This is a genomic window from Congregibacter sp. (genome assembly GCF_045107095.1).
GTDB lineage: Bacteria > Pseudomonadota > Gammaproteobacteria > Pseudomonadales > Halieaceae > Congregibacter.
In genome coordinates this window covers 44,197-63,277 of the sequence record NZ_JBGCFU010000005.1, presented here as the reverse complement: position 1 = coordinate 63,277, position 19,081 = coordinate 44,197, and the positions used below count along the sequence as shown (strand labels likewise).

Here is a 19,081-nt window from a genome sequence, read left to right as displayed (position 1 = left end):
CTATCCCTCTTAACCCTCTTCAAGACGACCAACGACTATGATCGACGTCAAGTCTCTTACCCGATACTTCGGTAAAACAACTGCTGTTGAAGACCTGTCCTTTTCCATTGAAGAACGTCAAATAGTAGGACTGCTCGGCCACAACGGAGCGGGCAAGACGACGGTCATGAAAATGCTCAGTGGATTTTTAGAACCCTCGGCAGGTTCGGTGCACATCGGCGGTAAAGATCTGAACCTCCATGCGCAGGAGCTTCAGCGCAGCCTTGGTTATCTTCCCGAGAACCTGCCGATCTACCCGGAGATGTCCATCGCAGACTATCTGGATTACGCAGCTCATCTCAAAGGGCTTCGGGGAGAGCATAAGCGTCACTCTATTCGCTACAGCGTAGACGCTACCGAGCTGGGTGACAGGTTCTTTGATCCCATTGGGCAACTCTCCCGGGGGTTCAAGCAGCGGGTAGGCGTTGCCCAGGCAATTCTCGGTGAGCCAGATCTGCTCATTCTGGATGAACCCGCGAATGGTCTGGATCCGCAGCAGAACGAACATATGCGGGATCTGGTGCGTGAGCTTTCCGCCCGAGCCACGGTCATCCTGTCAACGCACATCATGCAGGAAGTCGATGCGCTCTGTGAGCGCGTGCTAGTACTCTCTAATGGCACTTTGGCGCTGGACTCACCGCTTGCGGCGCTTCGCGAGAGTCGCGAGCTACTCCTCACCAGTAGCGATGATGCCCCTAACTTGGTAAGCCTGCTAACGCGCCTTCCACAAATAGCCGATGTAACCACGCTTGATGCTGCGGCCAACAAGCTGACCCTGACACTGAGTTTGCACGAGAGTGCGGTAATGGACACCGCTGCCGGGAACATAAGTCGCACGGTCATCGATAGCGGTGCAAAGCTCTACTCCCTGACGCCCCTGAGGCGTAACCTCGAGCAAGTTTTTCGTGAAGCCGTGAACGAACAGGGAGTTAATCATGAGTCCTGATCGCGTGCTAACCCGGGTTGCTCGAAAAGAGCTCCAGCTGTTTTTCTCCTCGCCCGTCGCCTGGCTCTTTCTGGCGAGCTTCTTGGCTATCTGCCTTTTCGTATTTTTTTGGGTTGAGGCGTTCTTTGCACGAAACATTGCTGATGTTCGCCCGCTGTTCGAATGGATGCCGCTACTCCTGATATTTTTGTGCGCAGCGCTGACCATGCGAAGCTGGAGCGAAGAGAGGCGCAGTGGCACCCTCGAACATGTGCTCACTTTGCCCGTGCCGCTTTGGCAGTTCGTCACGGGCAAGTTTATTGCCTGCACCGCCATTCTGGCTCTTGCACTCATCGCAACGTTCCTCCTCCCTCTAACCGTTGACCGTATTGCGACCCTTGATTGGGGTCCGGTCTTTGCCGGCTATCTCGCTACGTTGCTTCTCGGCTGCAGCTACCTGGCTGTGGGTCTCTTTGTGTCCTCAAGAACCGATAACGCGATCGTGAGCCTCATGGGTAGCGTCGCCCTGTGTGGCTTCCTTTACATGGCCGGCAGCGAACTTCTTCTGGGATTTTTTGGCGGAAATCTCGCGGAGTTTTTGCGTCTAATTGGCTCTGGATCCCGTTTCGAGAGTATTACCCGAGGAGTCTTAGACCTTCGCGACCTCTACTACTACGGCGCCGTAACCATCACCTTCCTCAGCCTGAACGTCTACGCATTGGAACGCGGCCGCTGGTCGCAGCAGACCAATGCACGGCACCGCGCCTGGCGCCTTGGCATTTCTCTAGTATTACTCAATCTGATCCTTGCCGCGCTTTGGTTGCACAAAGTTCCTGGACTGCGAACAGACGTCACCGAGGGCAAGCTCTACTCACTGTCAGAGCCCAGCGAAACGCTACTGTCACAGCTTGAGGAGCCGTTGCTGATCCGCGGTTACTTTAGTGAGCGCTCACACCCACTCCTCGCTCCGCTGGTGCCACAGCTTCGTGACCTTCTTCGTGAGTACGCTGTTGCCGGGAACGGCAAAGTCCGGGTCGAGTTTGTTGACCCGGCCCAAGATGCAGCGGCAGAGAAAGAAGCAAATGAAGAATACGGCATTCAAGCCACGCCCTTTCAGGTTGCTGATCGCTACCAGTCAGCGTTAGTTAACGCCTACTTCAATGTCCTGGTGCAGTACGGAGACGAAAAAGAGATCTTGGGCTTCGCCGATTTCATCGAGGTCAAAATGGCCCAAAGCGGGCAGCCCGATGTCCTGCTTCGCAATCCTGAATTCGACGTTACGAGGGCAATACGCGACGTACTTTACAGCTATCGCAGCAGCGGAGAGCTGTTCGACCAGATCAGCAAACCGGTGACGCTCAGGGCGTATGTATCGGCCGACAGCAAACTGCCCGAAATACTCTTGGAGTACCGCAATGCGATTCGTGCCGAAGCCGAAGCGCTGATTCCAAACTCTCAGGGCAAGTTCAATATCGATTTCATCGAGCCTGAGGCTAACAACGGAGAACAGGCCGCGGTCATAGTAGAAAAGTGGGGCTTTCAGCCCATGGTCACCGCTTTGGGTGATGAGAATCAGTTTTACTTTTATCTGACTCTGGAAGACGACCATCAAGTCATTCAGATTCCCACGGGACGTTTTGATAGTTCAAATTTTGGGGATGCGCTAGAGGCAGGTTTGCGACGCTTCGCGAGCGGGTTCACACGTACGATCGCACTGTCGCTGCCGGCGAGCAGTCAGGCACGGCAAGGTATGCCCCCCCAGGGCCATAGTTTTGGCACCTTGCAGCAAACTATCAGTCAGGATCACAGCATTCTCATGGAGAACCTCGACGATGGCAGCGTCGACTCCAGTGCCGATGTACTCATGGTCATGGCTCCAGAGGCACTTAGCGAGCAAGCTGTGTTTGCCATTGACCAGTATCTGATGCGTGGCGGCACAGTGATCGTCGCCAGCTCTCCTCGCTCCATAGAAACCCAGGGCTCGGCTTTACAGCTTCGCCAGGTTGATAGTGGATTGAGCGAGTGGTTGGCACATAACGGTATCGGTATTCAAAGCACCGTGGTACTGGACGATCGCCAGGCGGCGTTTCCTGTACCCGTGCTGCGCCGTGTGGGGGAGTATGAGTTTCGGGAAATGCAGTTTGTCGATTACCCCTATCTTCTGGATATTCGCGACGACGGTTTAAACGCCGACCACCCCATTACTCAAGGCCTACCAAATCTCACCGTAGGCTGGGCTTCACCGCTAAGCATTGAACCTAGATCAGGGCTTAGCAGCCAGGAGCTACTGAGCAGTTCCGACACGGCCTGGACCTCAGACGCAGTCAATGTCATGCCCAGTCTCGACGACAACGGGCCAAACAGCTTTTCAGGTCAGGGCAAGTCTCGAGAGCGCGCCACCATCGGTACTGTACTCAGTGGCGAGTTCACCAGCTTCTTCAATCAGGTACCCGAACCGTCGTCGACCGACGAGATGGACAGTGGGATGGCGGACGCGCCGAGCACCGCTCTTATCAGCAAGTCTCCCGCCTCTTCACGGCTCATCCTTGTGAGCTCCAACGACTTTGCCAGTGACCAGATACTCAGTGGTGTAATCGCGGCTTCCGGCACACAGTATTTTGGGCCCCTGGAATTTCTGATGAACGCCGTAGACTGGGCGCTGCAGGACAGCAGTCTAATGAGTATACGGGCCCGTGCTCACTTCAATCGTACCCTTCCTGCACTTCCTCAGGATACACAGGCCGCGATTGAGTATGCTAATTACGCCGCTGCTCTACTGTTCCTGCTGTTGATCTACGGTGTGTGGCGCCTACAACGCAGGCGCCGGCGATCACAACTCAGGGAGATTCTGACGTGATGCTTCGAATACTCTCCGCGGCGTTTCTCGTACAGCTCGTGCTGGTGACACTGCTCTATTGGCCGGCGTCTCCAAAAGAGCCCAGCCGCGATGCACTCTTTACCAGTGTGGCGGTCGACGCCGTTGAACGTATCCAGCTCTCCAACAACGATGGCGCTACCGTGGTTCTTGTACTGGACGAAGGCGGGTGGCGACTAGATTTGGGATTACCCGCTGACAGCAGTAAGGTGGAGAAACTGTTGAACGGGCTACTGCGCAGCGACCCCGGATTCCCCGTAGCAGAGACCGCCGGCGCTGCAAAACGCTTTGAAGTTGCTGACACTGAATTCAGGCGCCGAGTAACACTGATTGCTAATAGCGATGAGGCGACCGCATACCTCGGCAGCACAGCGGCCTTAGGTAGAGTTCATGCACGCATTAGCGACGAAAACGCGGTCTATGTCCTTCCCCTAAGTAGTCTGGACGCTCCCGTGGACATCGACAGCTGGCTCGACACCCGCCTCCTATCCCGGCAAACACCCACTGTGTTCTCGCTCTATGGTGTGGACTTTTCTAAGGACAATGGCGAGTGGGATCGCAACGACGGTCACTCTATGAAAGCGAGCTTAAGCGCTAACTTCGCGGATGTTCTTGGTAGCTTGCAAGTTAGTGGTTTGGTCGATGTGGCGGACGACGACGCAGCCAACGCTGATGAGGCCCTGCGGGTGTCTATTGGAAAAAACACAGACATCGACCAGCTTGTCGTGCTGCATAACCCCGAATCCGATCGGTACTATTTTCAAAGCGCGCGCTTCAATGGAATTTTCAGCACCAGTGCCTATGACGCCGAGCGCCTTATAGACGCAGCGAAGGCCTTGCTGGAAGATGGCGCCTAGAACAACGAGGAATCAACCATGACGCCCGGCCCCCAGACTCTATCCCCCACCTGGTTTCTGGACTGTGACAGTGAGGCTGTTTCTGCCTTCGCAGACCAGGCTGTCGGTAGCACGGAAGATACGATCAAAGTAGCTGAAGCACTCTTTTATGCTGTGCGGGACGGTTTTCGCTACGACCCTTATCAAGTGTCTCGCGAGCCGGCGTCCTATCGCGCGAGCGCTATCACCGCGTCGGCTAGCAACTGGTGTGTCCCCAAATCAGTTCTCCTCGCGACCAGCGCCCGCGCTCGTGGCATCCCCGCGAGACTTGGCTTTGCCGACGTACTGAATCACCTTACCAGTGCAAAACTCAGTGAAAGCATGGGCACCGATCTCTTTGCCTGGCACGGCTATGCCGAACTTTGGCTCAACGAGAAATGGGTAAAGCTCTCCACTGCGTTCAATATTGAGCTCTGTGAACGCTTTGGCGTCGCGGCTCTGGAATTTGATCCGATTGACGGGGCCCTCATGCATCCCTATGACACCAGCGGCCGGCGGCACATGGAGTATGTGCGGGAGCGCGGCAGTTATGACGACCTTCCCCTAGAAGCGATGTTCGAAACCTTCGATGAGGTGTATCCGAACGTGGAAATATCCGAGGCCGGCAATGACGCCGCGTTTCACGAGTAAGTGCTTGAAGGTTTGGGATGGATAACTTTTAGCAATGTTACTTAGACGCATAACTCAACACGTGAAGGAACAGAACTGGTTTGCGGTGCTCCTTGATTTTGGGATTGTCGTGATCGGCGTGTTCATTGGTATTCAGGTTGCAAACCTAAACGACGAGCGCGTAAACAGCGGCTTGCGTGACGAGTATCTGACGGGGCTAGTTGCCGATCTAGTGGCCGATATCGAAGAAGCCAAACGCGTGGAGAACATTGCTTGGGAACGCTTCGGAGCTATTGAAGATGTCTTTGAAGCGGCAGCTCTTGAAACGCCGCTCCTTGAATTATTTGTACTCGGTGAGGTTGCCAAAGCGCCGCATGTTCCTGACTTTAGCTATGAGTATCCGTTCGCGCATAACCACGTTCTTACCTACGTTGATCTGTTCGGAGCAACCCAAGACACCTTTGAGGCATTGGTAAGCAACGGCCATTTTCAACTCCTCGATGAACCTGAGTTAATCCGCTCGTTCCAGCGATACAATAGACTTGTCAGTGAAGTGCAGGCATTTGACGAGGCGATCACGCATGTATTCCGACGCGTATCTGAATTTCGCTCGCGCCACGGTATTTCGCTGGGAGGCCGAACTACCTTAGAGCGGTTAGCTGCTGCTGTTAAGGCAGACAAACAGCTGGCGGCGGAGTTAGACAGCTACTTCATGAACAGCGGCGTACAAGCAGCTCGAATGCTTGAGATTCAGGCTGCAGCGAAGGACTTGATCGTAAGCGTGGAATTGGCTCAGCAGCGCCGTTAAGCGCAAGCTCATAACGGCATCGCTGTACTGTAACGAATCTCTTCCATAACGAAGCTCGCACTCACATCAAGCAAATCCGCCTGTATCAGCTCTTGATACAAACGATCGTAGTCTCCCATATCAGCGACCACCGCCTTCACTAGGTAGTCGATGTCACCGGCCATACGATAGACCTCTAAAACTCCCGGTATTGATTCCACCACCGATGCAAAACCATCGGCCCAGGCTGCATTGTGTTGGCTCGTGCGAACACTAACAAACACCGTCAGTGGTAACCCCACCACCGGGCCATTGAGCAAGGTAACCCGACCTCTGATGACTTCAGACGCTTCGAGCTTTTGGAGACGTCTTCCACAGGCAGAGCGGGAAAGCTCCACACGCTCAGCGAGATCAGCAAGTGATAAGGAAGCGTCCCCTTGTAAGGCGCTGAGAATACGCCGATCGATCCGGTCTAACTGCACACGCTCTGACACTCACGAATCCTTTTCATCGCTAAGAAAAGCATTTTGTATCAGATTTATTGGATTATTGCTCTATTTGTCGCGTTATTAGCGATATTTACGACTAATTATTCGACAATGTCGCGTCGTAGAGCGACTAAATTAGCATCTCATTCAAGAGAAGCCTTAAACGCCAATGAATTCCGAGCAGCTCATCGCACGCATCCGCGAATCCGTAGTGGGCCAACACATACCGATCGACACGCCATTTGGTTCGAAACCTTTGGTTTACGCGGATTACACCGCCTCCGGTCGTGCACTGAGTTTTGTAGAGGCCCAGCTGCAGCGAACAGTGCTTTCCTACTACGCAAACACCCACAGCGAAAGCTCAATGACCGGAGCTCAGTCCACAGCGCTTAGAGAACAAGCTCGCCATATCATCGCGGGAGCACTCGGTTGTTCAAAAAACGATCGCATCATTTTTTGTGGTGCTGGCGCTACCGCGGCAATTGATCGCGTGATTCAGATACTCAATCTACGGCTTCCGCATAAGTTGGACGAGCGCTACGAATTTGCCAAGCAGATACCGGCAACGGAGCGGCCCGTTGTTTTTATAGGGCCTTATGAGCATCACTCCAATGAGCTGCCCTGGAGGGAGACCATTGCAGATGTGGTCTCTATACAGCTTGATGAGCATGGCGGCATTGATCAAAAGGAACTGGAACGAGCACTTAACCACTATGCCGACCGACCGCTGCTGATCGGCAGCTTCTCTGCAGCATCAAACGTGACTGGCATTCGAAGCGACGTCACGGGTATTACTCGTCTGCTGAAGCAAGCCGGAGCACTGGCATTTTGGGACTATGCGGCGGCGGGACCTTATGTGGACATCACAATGAATTCGCCCGGCAGCGAGATCGATGCAGTATTTCTTTCGCCGCATAAGTTTATCGGTGGCCCCGGCACGCCGGGAGTTCTTGCCATCAAGGCAGCGCTTGCTACTAACGCAATTCCGGCTGTCGTTGGCGGCGGCACGGTGGGCTTTGTATCGCCCCACAGTCACCGCTACCTCGAAGATATTGAACGCCGCGAAGAAGCCGGCACCCCGGCTATCGTGGAGTCTGTGCGCGCAGGTTTAGTGATAGGCCTTCAACAAGCGGTGGGAGCTGCAAAGATCGAAGAGCTAGAACAGCACTACGTCCGCCGTGCCATGCAACGCCTGGGGTCACATGAAAACATTGATGTCCTAGGTTCCCAGACTGCGGAACGACTGGCGATCTTCTCGCTACGATTTACTCATGAAGACCGCGAGCTGCACTACGGGTTTGTTGTTGCGCTGTTGAACGATCTCTTCGGAATACAGGCTCGAGGAGGCTGCTCCTGTGCCGGGCCTTACGGGCATCGACTCTTGGAGTTGAGTGAAGAGCAGTCAGATTCTTTAGACCAGAGAATAGTCGAGGGCCAGGTCGCTCTGCGGCCAGGTTGGGTGCGCCTAAGTTTTAACTACTTTATCAGCGAAGCAGAGTTTGAATATCTTCTAAGCGCCCTGGAACTGGTGGCCAAGTACGGACACAAACTCCTTGCGAGCTACGAATTAGATCCGACGACCGGTCTTTGGCAGCATTGCGAATCCAGTCGCGTACTTCCGGTTTGTCTGGACCCTAGTAGCACTTGTGAAGCGACCGCTTTCGAAAAATATCCGACTCCCAATTTTGGGCGGCTTCTACTAGAGGCTGAAGAGATACTTAAGGAGGGCTCAAGCAAGCGCCAAAGCAACGCTATCGCTCAGGACCTAAAGGTAGACAAGGGTTTCGACACACTAAAGTGGTTCGTCACCGCTCAAGATTTACTAGCGAACCATGAATCAGCAACCACCAAAGAGAGCGGAGTAACTCTGCAGGCTGGAAGGGCGGGAGATCGCGGGACCCTAGGGTGATGCCAGGTTGCTAGCTCCGATACCGCTCCAACACACTGGAAAAATCTCGCGTCCCATTTCCCGCTTCCTGATGCTCGCCATACAAAGCCTGGGCCAACTGCCCCATACGATTATCAACACCCGCAGTCTCGGCAACATCCATAGCAAGGCCGAGATCCTTAGCCATCAAGTCGACCATGAAACCTGGCTGGTAGTTGTTGCTTGCGGGACTCCCCTCCATGACCTCGGGCCAGGGGTTATAGACCTCGAGGGACCAGTTACGACCCGAGCTTGCCAACATAATCTCTGACAGGCGCTCAGGGTCCAGACCATGTTTCTCACCCATTGCCAACGCCTCACAGGTCCCCAGCATATGCACAGCAAGCAACATGTTGTTGCAGGCTTTGGCGACCTGACCGGCGCCGGCGGGACCCGCATGAAAGCTCGCTCGCCCCATCACATCCAATACCGCTTGCGCAGTCTCGAACACCTGCTCCTCACCGCCACACATAAACGCGAGAGTACCAGCCTCCGCCGCTGCCACACCGCCAGATACTGGCGCATCCAGAAAACCAATCCCCCGCTCCGCCGCTGCTTCGCCCACGCCCCGCGCGGTTTGCGCATCGATAGTGGAGCAATCCAGGACGGTTGTGCTTGAGTCCAGCAAAGACAGCAGACCATCGTCACCCAGATACAAGCCTGCAACATGTTTCCCGGCCGGGAGCATGCTGATCAAAAAATCTGCAGACTCTGCCGCCGCCTTTGCTGAGTCCGCAACTGTCGCTCCCTTTTCGGCTAAGGTCTTACAGGCATCTTCGGACAAATCAAAAACCGACACAGCAAAACCTGCGGCGACAAGGTTAGCTGCCATGGGGCCGCCCATATTGCCAAGACCAATGAAACCTACACGTTGTTGCATCTTCGTTGTCCTTTAACTGTTATAAATCGGCAAGGGGATTTTCAGGCCAGGGCGCGGTAAAGAACTGATCCACTAACTCGGCCGGTACAGCCCGGGATTCGGCGTAAGACCATTCGGGTTTACGGTCCTTATCAATCAATAAGGCACGAACTCCTTCTGCGAATTCCGGATGGCGCATGATATTAGTACCCAGCTGCACTTCCTGCTGGAAAACCTCCCTAAGGGAGCTGTGCCGGGTTTCGAACAGCTGTCGATCAATCCACTGCGCAGCCAGCTTCGAGCCATAAACCAAGCCATCCCGGGCCTTCGCCAGCCAGCGATCATCAGTATCGATGCCCGTTATGCGATCAATGACATCATGAATATCATCGCCATCACACAAAGCATTGATAGTCTCCAGATGAGGCTCAACCTGCGCCTTCGGTAGCTCTGCACTGCCCGGTATCTCACTAAAACTCCGTAGGGTATGTCGCGTCAGGGCGTGGTTAGTAGCGCTGTCCGATCCCCAACTCACCGCAAGCAGTGCTGCTATCACCGCGTCTTTTTGATCAGCGGAAACAAAGCGATCTGCGAGGCCGCAAAACAAGGCATCCGCCGCATTAACCGAGGCCGCCGTAAGCGCTAGGAAACGTCCGATCGCCCCTGGCATGTGGTTCAAAAACCAACTCCCACCAACATCCGGAAACAGAGCGATGTTCACTTCAGGCATCGCTATCCGGGTCGCCTCGGTAACAACACGATGAGAGCAGCCCGCCATTACACCCAGTCCACCACCCATGACGATCCCGTGGCCCCAGCAAATGATGGGCTTCGGATAGGTGTGGAGCTGGTAATTCATCCGGTATTCCCGCGCGAAAAAAGTCTCAGCGTATTCGCAGGGGCCACCGGGAGTACCAGACGAAGAGGCGTGCAAAGCATGCACGTCTCCACCAGCACAGAATGCTTTTTCGCCGCTGCCATCGATAACAATTGCAGCAATAGAGGAGTCATCCCGCCACCCATCAAGTGCAGCCTGTATGAGGTCCACCATCTCGAGGGTCAGAGAGTTTAGTGTCTCGGGACTATTGAGAGTGAGTAGACCGAGCTTGCCAGCGGCTGCGGACTCTTCCCGCACCAATACCGAGTCAGGCATTTTTCCACTCCGGCTCACGCTTCTCGAGGAACGCATTCACGCCTTCGCGTTGATCTTGCGTACTGAACAACTCTACGAAGAGGTCGCGTTCTGCCGCCAAGCCATCACCGATCGCCTTGTCTCGGGCACTGTGGATCAAGCGCTTGCAGCGCGCAACGGCACTAGGGCTTTGCTGGGCTGCCTGCGACGCGAGGGCCAGGGCGTGTTCAAGTGCGGTTCCTGTCTCGACGACTTCTTCTGCGAGACCGATACGCTCCGCAGTGGCTGCGTTAATGCGCTCATTGCAGAGAATCATGCGCTTGGCCCAACCTTCACCGACTAGTTGAGCAAGGCGCTGCGTTCCGCCTGCACATGGCAGCAATCCTACACGCGCCTCAGGTAAAGCGAGTTTTGCCTGAGACTCTACAACGCGAATATCGCAGGCAAGAGCTACTTCCAACCCGCCACCCATGGCAAAGCCATTTACCGCCGCGATGGAAACACCGCGAAAGTCCGCCAAAGCCTCAAATGCTTCGCCAAACAAACGCCCCATAGACCCCGCAGTTTCTGGGTCACCATCGGCAAATAATTTTAAGTCTGCCCCTGCGGAGAAAAACTTTTCTCCGGCGCCGGTCAGTACCAGCGCATAAATGTCGGACTGCGCATTAAGATCAGCAATCAGGTCACGCAAAGCCGGAAGGCTCTCGGTGTCCCAGGTGTTTGCCGCTGGATTATTAATGGTGACCAGCGCCGTGTTACCGCGCTGCTCTACCAGAAGCTTGGGTGAGTTACTGCTTATCATCGAATGACCTCCAAAGCGCCGTCCATCATCAGCCGTCTGGCGATGATCACGCGCATGATTTCGTTTGTACCTTCAAGAATTTGGTGGACCCTGGTGTCGCGAACATGACGCTCCATAGGGTATTCGCGAATGTATCCGTAGCCACCGAACAGCTGCAGCGCCTCGTTACACACTCGAAAGCCAAGATCCGTGGCCATACGCTTAGCCATAGCGCAGTAAGTACTGGCCTGTCCGTCTTTACTATCGAGCTTGCTCGCCGCCAGGCGCACCATCTGTCTCGCGGCGACGACCTCTGTGAGCATATCCGCGAGCTTGAACTGGGTTGCCTGAAACTCTGCGATTGCCTGCCCAAACTGCTCTCGCTCCGCGACATACCCAGCCGCTTCCTGCAGAGCCTGCTGGGCGGTGCCAACACTACAGGTCGCGATATTAATGCGCCCACCATCAAGACCTTCCATGGCAATGGCAAAGCCCTGACCCTCAGCACCCAAACGATTGCCTTGAGGCACACGCACGTTTTCGAAGCTCACCATGCGGGTAGGCTGTGCGTTCCAGCCCATTTTTTCTTCTTTCTTGCCGTAGGTAATCCCTTCCGCATCTGCGGGTATCAGCAGTGCAGAAACCCCTTTAGGACCAGCTTCACCGGTACGCAGCATAACTACCAGAACGTCGGTTTCTCCCGCTCCTGAGATAAACACTTTGCTACCGTTTACAACATAGTCATCGCCTTCTTTGTCTGCTCGAGTACGCAGAGACGCCGCATCCGAGCCGGCACCCGGCTCTGTCAGACAGTAGGAAGCCAGCGTCTTACCCATCACCAGGTCAGGGCACCACTGCTCGATGACCTCGGAAGTGCAATAACGACCGATCATGCTCGTGGCCATGTTGTGGATAGTCAGAAAGGCCGCTGTGGTCGTACAGCCCCGCGCAAGTTCCTCAACAATCAAACTGGCATCCAGACGGGATAGCGCGAGTCCTCCTGCGTCCTCCGGTGTGTACATACCCATGAAACCCAGCTCGCCCGCCGCTGCCAGGGCGTCTTTGGGAAAGATCGACTCTGCATCCCAGAGAGCGGCGTTCGGCGCCAGAACACCGTCAGAGAAGGCCCGCGCACTGTCTACGAAGGCTTGTTGCTCGTCACTCAGCGAAAAATCCATGCTCACTACCTAAAACAGTTAACGACTATTTCCAAACACCGTTAAAAAATTTCTTCAACGAAGGTTGATGCTCATATTAGGCTGCTTGCCCGCCTCGGACTCATCGTAGCGCCAGCGTGCTGTAACGGTTTTGGTTTCGGTGTAGAAGCGCACAGCCTGCTTCCCATAGGGGTGAAGATCGCCGCGGAAGGAACCACGCCAGCCCGTGAACGAAAAGAAGGGGAGGGGGACAGGAATGGGAATATTGATTCCCACCTGCCCTACCGCGACTTCGTGCTGATACTTGCGCGCCGCACCGCCAGAAGCAGTAAAAATCGAAGTTCCATTGCCCATGGGATTCGCATTGATCATCGCCAGAGCATCATCGAGAGTCTCCAGTTCCATACAGCACAATACCGGCCCGAAGATTTCTTCTTTGTAAATAGTCATGTCCGGCGTTACACCGGAAAACACCGTCGGTCCTACCCAGTTGCCATCGGGCATGCCCTCAACAACGCAATCGGATCCGTCTAGCAAACAAGTAGCCTCGGCCTTGCCTTTAGAGATCAAGTCCAGCACGCGCGCATGGGCCGGCTTGGATATAACCGGGCCGTAGGCTGCACCGGCATCATCCCAGGCTCCAGGCCGGGCTGTTGCCACACGCTCCGCAAGTTCGGGTATCCAGCTAGCCGCCTCACCCACAAACACCGCAACGGAAATCGCCATACAACGTTGGCCTGCCGCACCGACAGAGGCACCCACCAAGGCGTTAAGCGCCGCATTTTTGTCGGCGTCGGGCATGATCACCATATGGTTCTTCGCACCCATCATGCACTGCACGCGCTTACCCGCGGCAGTAGCCGCTTGATAAACATATTCGCCAACGCGGGAAGAACCTACAAAGGATACGGTCTGCGTGTCGGCATGATTGATGAGTTGATCAACTTGCTCCGCCCCACCATGAACCATATTGAGAACACCCTTGGGGGCACCCGCTTCAATAAACAACTCGATGAGCCGCACCGGCGTCATGGGCACCTGCTCAGAAGGTTTTAATACAAAGGTGTTTCCACAGGCGATTGCCATGGGGAACATCCAAAGAGGCAACATGGCAGGAAAATTGAAAGGTGTGATACCGACGCAAACGCCCATTGGTTGAATATAGCTATAGCTATCAATACCGCCGGCTACGTTCTCAACAGTCTCACCCATCATGGCGGACGCAATGTTTGCAGCTTGCTCCACCACTTCTATGCCACGCCAGACGTCGCCTTTGGCGTCTTCAAAGGTCTTCCCCGTATCCTTGGCAAGGATTTCACCCAGCTCATCATGATGCTCTTTGAGCAAGGCCTGATAGCGCAGCATCAATCGTGCGCGCTCTGAGATCGGCACCTCGCGCCAGGTTTTAAATGCTTCCTTCGCGCTCGCCACTGCAAAGTCCACTTCTTTTGCTGTAGCAAATGGGACCTCTGCAAGAACTTCCTGCGTGGCGGGGCTGATTACTGGCTGAACGTGGTCGCTGCTGCCCAGCATAAACTCGCCATTGATGAACATCGGAATATTGCGGCTCATGATGAAAACTCCTGAACTTTAATTGTATTAGTGCTCATCAATGTAGCAGGGTGCAGCGCTTACGAGTAGCGACGAAAAGAACAAAAACATGGATAATATTAAGATCATTAGTGTTGTGAACCACTGCCATGAGCCGCCCCTCTAACTGGCCCCTATCCCCCGGCGCATCCCGCCTTGTGACGCCAAAGTTCCTCCTCGACGCGCTTCAGCGTCACCCCTTGACCTGCGGCTGTTACCCCACTGCCATGGGTTACTATCCGCGCGCCCATGGACATTTTATGCATCGCGAGCGTCACGATGACAACCTGCTGCTGCTGTGCACCGAGGGCTGTGGAACGGTGACCACGCAAGGGGGACAGTTCTCGGTGAGCAGCGGCGACACAATAGTCCTGCCGCGCACTTTGACGCACAGCTACGCGGCCGACACAGGCACTCCATGGACTTTGTATTGGGTTCACTTTCAAGGCTCAGATGCAGACGAGTTTGTAAAACATCTACTGGTTGAGGGTGACTGCCGCATTCACAGTGGCGTCGAACCCTCTCTCCTGACAGGCTTTGAGCAAATGCTAACGGTGGGCAGTACCGGCTATAGCCTGGATGCGTTTATTGGCGCTGCCAATCGACTGCGCCACCTGCTGGCGGAGTTTGCTTTGTGTCGCGATCGACAGCGAAGCCAAAACATGGGCAGGATGCAGCTAACAGATCTGCAGTCTTTTATGAGGGAACGAGTGAGCAGCTCTTTGTCTCTCAAAGAACTAGCGGCCTTTACCGGACTAACACCGCAGCATTTCGCTACACGCTACAAGGCAGAGACCGGTTATTCCCCTATGCGACACTTCCTCCACATGAAAATGGAAGCCGCATGCCGTCTTCTGGATAGCACCCAGCACAGTGTAAAAGTAATTGCCGCAAAGCTTGGGTACCTTGATCCTCTTTACTTCTCAAGAATGTTCCGTCAAACGGTCGGCCTGTCACCCTCCCAATACCGCGAATCCCAGCGCGGGTAAGACGCCCGTGCATCGCATTCACCGAACACTGTTGCTACCATCGCAACGGTTCTTATCGAACACCAACAGGAATGACATGAACAAAACTATCCGGGGCTCCCTACTCTTACCTCTCTTTACTTTGCTGGCCACTCTCGTAGCCTGCAGTGGCGCCGAGATTATTCCCGGTGACACAGACCTGTTAGTGGCCAGTGGTTACACCCAATATGGCTGGCGCAGCGAACCACTCTCACCAACGGGGTACTCAAAAGACAAGCTGTATCAAGCCGACCCTGCTATACGCTCCGCGATCGAAGAGCGCATGAAAGAACTGGGTTACACACTGGTCGCAACCAGCGATGCGGAATTTCTCATCGACTACATTGCGGCCGCTGGTGTGAATGACGGTTTACTCGAAAGCACATCCTCAAACGTTACCCCTTACCCCAGCGCGACTATCGGTCGTCAAATAGACGGCGCATCGGTGGACAATGCCTACGCCCTTGGCGGCGCAAAACAAACGGGAAATCTCATGATTGTGTTTCTCGACAACAAAACCACCGATCTTCTCTGGCAGGTTCGGGTGAGTTCGTTGATTCAGGATGCCAATAAGGTCGACACAGCGGCGGTGCGCAAAGCTATCCGACAGGGTCTCTCAACGCTGCCAAGCGCACCTTAATAGGCGCACCCACCCTCACTGACGTCTTCGCCAAGTCCGAGGGGCAGCCGGCGAAGCTCATTGAGGGCTTCAAGCACTTCACTATTTGAGGCGTAGATCGACTGCGCAATACGACTGCGCAGCAGCTCCTGTTTGGGTAGGGGCTCTTCTTGGAGAAACAACAGTACATTGCCAAGCTCCGTCATCTGAGCAATGCCCACACCGCTGAAGTGCTGCCGAGCAGCATTCACGATACTGAGCAATACCTCGGGAGACTTCGGTAAGGTGTTAAGCGCTACCGCGGCGCCGGTATTCAATCGCCGCGCAAGCGTTGCGAAGAACAGCTCATCCCCCAAGGCTGCCGGTGAATCTCTATCCTCAAAGAGATCACAGAGCACGAGATCGTAGTGGCTGCGATCACGCCCAAGAAAATCGACAGCATCACCTACGTGAATTAGCTGCTCCGGCGCTAAAGCAAAATGCTCTCTCGCCACATGGAGCATTTCGCCACTGCTCTCCACAGCCGAGACCCGGGGAGCTTTCTCCCAAGATTGAACATGGCGAATAAATCCGCCTCCGCCTGCCCCAAGATCAAGCACCGTTGAAATTTTTGATGGCATAAGAGCCGCCAACATCATTGCCCGATGATTGGGAAGCACCAAAGACGTAGGAGCATCAATGCGCATGGCTGTCTGAATCGCGCGAGGCCCGCTACTTAACCAGCGGTATCCCCGCGCCTCGTACAAACGGCAACCGGCTACCTCGCAAGGATGCTCAAACTCAGGACGACTGAGCGATAAAAGTTCCGAAAAGGTGATCATGCAATCCTGAACTCAGGACTGGTAGACCTCGGGATTGACGCAGTTAGGCATCTTCTCGTTCCCGAGGGCCGCAAGCATGTTCAGCGCAGCCATATCGGCCATTTTCTCGCGGGTCGCCAACGTCGCACTACCAATGTGTGGCGTTGCCACGACGTTGGGCAGACTTAGCAGGGGATGATCGTCGGGAACGGGCTCTCTCTCAAAAACATCAAGCCCTGCGGCAGCCAAACGATCGTGACTGAGGGCCTCGGCCAACGCGACTTCATCAACGATGCCGCCCCTCGCCGTATTTACCAGCACGGCGTCACGCTTCATCAGACCCAGTCGCCTGGCATCAATAAGATTACGTGTCTCCTCACCCAAAGCGACATTGATACTCACGAAGTCGCTGTCTGCCAGCAAGTCGTCCAACTCGACCATCTCGACTCCGGGCACATTGCGGGCACTGCGATTCCAGGCAAGAACTTTCATCCCAAAGCCCGCTGCGCGCCGGGCCACAGCCTGCCCCACCTCACCAAGACCAACAATGCCCAGGGTGGCTCCCGCGACGTCTTTGCCAGTAAAAAATTCTGGAGACCAGGCGTTTTCCACACGCCAATGCCCACCCCGGACAAAGTGGTCCGCCTCTACGAGTCGTCGTGCCGCCGCCAGCAACAGTGCAAAACTTGCATCGGCGGTAGTCTCAACCAACACTCCTGGCGTATTACCTACAGCGATTCCCCGAGCGGTGGCAGCTTTAACATCAATGTGATCGACTCCCACGGACATCGACGCTATGAAGCGCAGCTGCGGATTGGCGTCAAGAAGTGCCTCATCGATTCGATCCGTCAAGAGGCAAAGCAGCCCTTCGCAGTCTGTAAGCTCATCTCGCAGACTTGAAGCCGGAAGCAAGCCAGGCCCCATCCAGACGTTCATGTCGCAGTGGTCGGGCAGCTGGTGAACCTGCTCTCCGGGAAGTTGGTGTGTCACGAGTACTTTTGGCATTTCGACACTTTAGCTCAGCCGCGCAGCAACAAAAAGGGATGCGGCCCTCGAAGGGAACACTTTGACTCATATAGCGTCCAAGTTAGATCAGAAAAAGAAGGTAGAAACATGACAGCGAGTGTTTTAAACGGCGACCTGAGTCGTCGTACCACAGTAGACAGCACTACCCTGGACTGGGAAGCGAGCCCCGGCGGAGAGGTCTTGCGCAAGCGTCTTCACCGTGTCGGTCCCGCGGAGAGCGGACAGGTAACTTCTCTGGTGCGCTATCAGCCGGGCAGCAAATTCCCGGCGCACGCGCATCCCGATGGCGAGGAGATTCTGGTGCTCGACGGTGTGTTTTCTGATGAGCATGGTGACTGGCCAGCAGGTACCTACTTGCTCAACCCCGAAGGTTTTAGCCACGCGCCTTTTTCCAGAGACGGCTGCCTGCTGTTTGTAAAGCTCCGACAGTTCCCGGGAGATACTCGCAAACACATTGCTCTGAATACCGAAGAGACCGAGTGGCGGTCCAGTGTGAGACCCGGTGTTTCATGGAAAAAACTCTACGCTCAGGAGCCGTTCACTGACCACATGCGTCTCGAGCGCTGGGCAACTCCCGGGGATATCGGCACGCTCAACTTCCCTCAAGGTGCTGAATTGTTCGTACTGCGCGGATCATTCTCCGATGAACATGGGAGCTACCCCAGTCAAAGCTGGCTGCGCCTGCCCCCCGGTAGCTCATTGAGCCCCGAGGGTAGTGGCCCCTGCGAGCTATACATCAAAGAAGGCGGATTCCCCTACCTCACGGAGGCTTAGCGCCGACCGCCTAGAGCGTAAGTCCGCCGTCTACAACAATGCATTCGCCATTGGTGTAGCTGCTGGCGTCGGAAACGAGATACAAAACTGTGCCGGCCATTTCTTCCGGTTCAGCGTGCCGTCCCATAGGGATTTTTTCCATGGCGGCCTTGTAAATATCATCGTGCTCAAAGAGAGCTCCGGCAAACTTGGTTTTGGTCAGTCCGGGCAGCAATGCATTACAGCGAATACCTAAAGGAGCGCACTCCTTTGCAAAGGACTTTGTCATGCTGACTACCGCCGCTTTGGTAATACTGTAAATGCCCTGCATGGGTCCGGGCTGCAATGCGTTGATTGAGGCTGTGTTTACTATGGCGCCACCGCCGTTTTCGCGCATAAGTTTCCCGGCTTCAACAGACATAAAAAAGTAGCCGCGAATGTTCACCTCAACAGTTTTGTTGAATGCCCCCAGATCTGTATCCAGGACGTGTCCAAAGTAAGGATTGGTCGCCGCATTGTTAACGCAGATATCCAGACGCCCATGGTTACTGCGGATGTGCTCAAAAATCGCGCTGATGTCTTCCATGCGGCCCACGTGACATGGGAACGCCTCTGCCTTACCGCCCCCATCAACAATCGCCTCTGCAACAGCCAGGCAGTCTTCGTGCTTGCGGCTCGAGACGATGACATGGGCCCCGTGTTGCGCCAGCAAGCGAGCAACAGCCTCGCCGATGCCTCGACTTGCGCCGGATACCAGCGCTATCTTGCCGTTTAAATCAAACATCGAACCAGCCATAGGCTTCTCCTCTAT

At 54.9% G+C, this 19,081-nt stretch carries 18 protein-coding genes; 9 read left to right on the top strand and 9 right to left on the bottom strand.

Going from position 1 to position 19,081, the window contains the following annotated elements; translation table 11 throughout:
* The first annotated feature begins 37 nt into the window (after window positions 1–37).
* The 5 genes from AB8B76_RS01540 (at window position 38) to AB8B76_RS01520 (ending at window position 6,152) form a co-directional block, all read left to right on the top strand.
* Window positions 38–985 carry an ABC transporter ATP-binding protein gene (locus tag AB8B76_RS01540; protein ID WP_405269266.1) on the top strand — a complete coding sequence of 316 codons (948 nt, stop codon included), beginning with the start codon at window positions 38–40 and terminating at the stop codon, window positions 983–985.
* On the top strand, window positions 975–3,821 hold the full coding sequence (locus tag AB8B76_RS01535) for a Gldg family protein (RefSeq protein ID WP_405269263.1): 2,847 nt from the start codon (window positions 975–977) through the stop codon (window positions 3,819–3,821). The genes AB8B76_RS01540 and AB8B76_RS01535 overlap by 11 nt, the downstream gene beginning before the upstream one ends.
* Window positions 3,821–4,696 (top strand): DUF4340 domain-containing protein, encoded by an 876-nt coding sequence (locus AB8B76_RS01530; RefSeq protein ID WP_405269337.1) that lies wholly within the window; start codon window positions 3,821–3,823, stop codon window positions 4,694–4,696. Before AB8B76_RS01535 ends, AB8B76_RS01530 begins: the two co-directional genes overlap by 1 nt.
* A gap of 18 nt (window positions 4,697–4,714) precedes the next feature.
* The gene (locus AB8B76_RS01525; protein WP_405269260.1) at window positions 4,715–5,365 is read left to right on the top strand and encodes a transglutaminase family protein; all 651 of its coding nucleotides are present in this window, start codon (window positions 4,715–4,717) and stop codon (window positions 5,363–5,365) included.
* Between the two features lie 61 nt (window positions 5,366–5,426).
* Window positions 5,427–6,152, top strand: coding sequence for a hypothetical protein (locus AB8B76_RS01520; RefSeq protein ID WP_405269257.1), 726 nt, complete (start codon window positions 5,427–5,429; stop codon window positions 6,150–6,152).
* A gap of 8 nt (window positions 6,153–6,160) precedes the next feature.
* Here the strand turns inward: AB8B76_RS01520 and AB8B76_RS01515 are convergent, their stop codons facing one another.
* On the bottom strand, window positions 6,161–6,625 hold the full coding sequence (locus tag AB8B76_RS01515) for an Lrp/AsnC family transcriptional regulator (protein WP_405269254.1): 465 nt from the start codon (window positions 6,623–6,625) through the stop codon (window positions 6,161–6,163).
* 163 nt (window positions 6,626–6,788) lie between these two features.
* On the opposite strand from AB8B76_RS01515, the gene AB8B76_RS01510 reads away from it, so the two are divergent.
* Window positions 6,789–8,528: an aminotransferase class V-fold PLP-dependent enzyme gene (locus tag AB8B76_RS01510; protein ID WP_405269252.1), complete on the top strand. Its 1,740-nt coding sequence runs from the start codon at window positions 6,789–6,791 to the stop codon at window positions 8,526–8,528.
* Window positions 8,529–8,538: 10 nt separating this feature from the next.
* Here the strand turns inward: AB8B76_RS01510 and mmsB are convergent, their stop codons facing one another.
* The 5 genes from mmsB to AB8B76_RS01485 are packed head-to-tail and all read right to left on the bottom strand — an operon-like array spanning window position 8,539 to window position 14,047.
* A complete protein-coding gene (mmsB, locus tag AB8B76_RS01505; protein ID WP_405269249.1) occupies window positions 8,539–9,426 on the bottom strand; it encodes a 3-hydroxyisobutyrate dehydrogenase in 888 nt (295 codons plus the stop codon).
* A 19-nt stretch (window positions 9,427–9,445) separates the two neighbouring features.
* Window positions 9,446–10,558, bottom strand: a complete 1,113-nt coding sequence (locus tag AB8B76_RS01500; protein WP_405269246.1) for an enoyl-CoA hydratase/isomerase family protein — start codon at window positions 10,556–10,558, stop codon at window positions 9,446–9,448.
* Entirely contained in the window at window positions 10,551–11,339 is a 789-nt protein-coding gene (locus tag AB8B76_RS01495; protein ID WP_405269244.1) for an enoyl-CoA hydratase, read from the bottom strand. Before AB8B76_RS01495 ends, AB8B76_RS01500 begins: the two co-directional genes overlap by 8 nt.
* Window positions 11,336–12,496, bottom strand: coding sequence for an acyl-CoA dehydrogenase family protein (locus AB8B76_RS01490; RefSeq protein ID WP_405269241.1), 1,161 nt, complete (start codon window positions 12,494–12,496; stop codon window positions 11,336–11,338). Before AB8B76_RS01490 ends, AB8B76_RS01495 begins: the two co-directional genes overlap by 4 nt.
* A gap of 54 nt (window positions 12,497–12,550) precedes the next feature.
* Window positions 12,551–14,047 (bottom strand): CoA-acylating methylmalonate-semialdehyde dehydrogenase, encoded by a 1,497-nt coding sequence (locus AB8B76_RS01485; protein ID WP_405269238.1) that lies wholly within the window; start codon window positions 14,045–14,047, stop codon window positions 12,551–12,553.
* A 128-nt stretch (window positions 14,048–14,175) separates the two neighbouring features.
* Here AB8B76_RS01485 and AB8B76_RS01480 point away from each other — a divergent pair, with 128 nt between their 5' ends.
* Together AB8B76_RS01480 and AB8B76_RS01475 are read left to right on the top strand one after the other, a co-directional pair.
* Window positions 14,176–15,054 carry a helix-turn-helix domain-containing protein gene (locus tag AB8B76_RS01480; protein ID WP_405269235.1) on the top strand — a complete coding sequence of 293 codons (879 nt, stop codon included), beginning with the start codon at window positions 14,176–14,178 and terminating at the stop codon, window positions 15,052–15,054.
* Window positions 15,055–15,130: 76 nt separating this feature from the next.
* Window positions 15,131–15,712, top strand: coding sequence for a DUF4136 domain-containing protein (locus tag AB8B76_RS01475; RefSeq protein WP_405269232.1), 582 nt, complete (start codon window positions 15,131–15,133; stop codon window positions 15,710–15,712).
* Here AB8B76_RS01475 and AB8B76_RS01470 read toward each other — a convergent pair.
* Together AB8B76_RS01470 and AB8B76_RS01465 are read right to left on the bottom strand one after the other, a co-directional pair.
* Window positions 15,709–16,512 (bottom strand): spermidine synthase, encoded by an 804-nt coding sequence (locus tag AB8B76_RS01470; protein ID WP_405269229.1) that lies wholly within the window; start codon window positions 16,510–16,512, stop codon window positions 15,709–15,711. The two genes, AB8B76_RS01475 and AB8B76_RS01470, sit on opposite strands and share 4 nt — an antisense overlap.
* Window positions 16,513–16,524: 12 nt before the next feature.
* Complete coding sequence (locus AB8B76_RS01465) at window positions 16,525–17,496, bottom strand: 2-hydroxyacid dehydrogenase (protein WP_405269226.1); 972 nt, start codon at window positions 17,494–17,496, stop codon at window positions 16,525–16,527.
* A gap of 108 nt (window positions 17,497–17,604) precedes the next feature.
* Here AB8B76_RS01465 and AB8B76_RS01460 point away from each other — a divergent pair, with 108 nt between their 5' ends.
* Window positions 17,605–18,291 carry a cupin domain-containing protein gene (locus tag AB8B76_RS01460; RefSeq protein ID WP_405269224.1) on the top strand — a complete coding sequence of 229 codons (687 nt, stop codon included), beginning with the start codon at window positions 17,605–17,607 and terminating at the stop codon, window positions 18,289–18,291.
* Between the two features lie 10 nt (window positions 18,292–18,301).
* Here the strand turns inward: AB8B76_RS01460 and AB8B76_RS01455 are convergent, their stop codons facing one another.
* Window positions 18,302–19,066: an SDR family oxidoreductase gene (locus AB8B76_RS01455; protein ID WP_405269221.1), complete on the bottom strand. Its 765-nt coding sequence runs from the start codon at window positions 19,064–19,066 to the stop codon at window positions 18,302–18,304.
* Window positions 19,067–19,081: the final 15 nt, after the last annotated feature.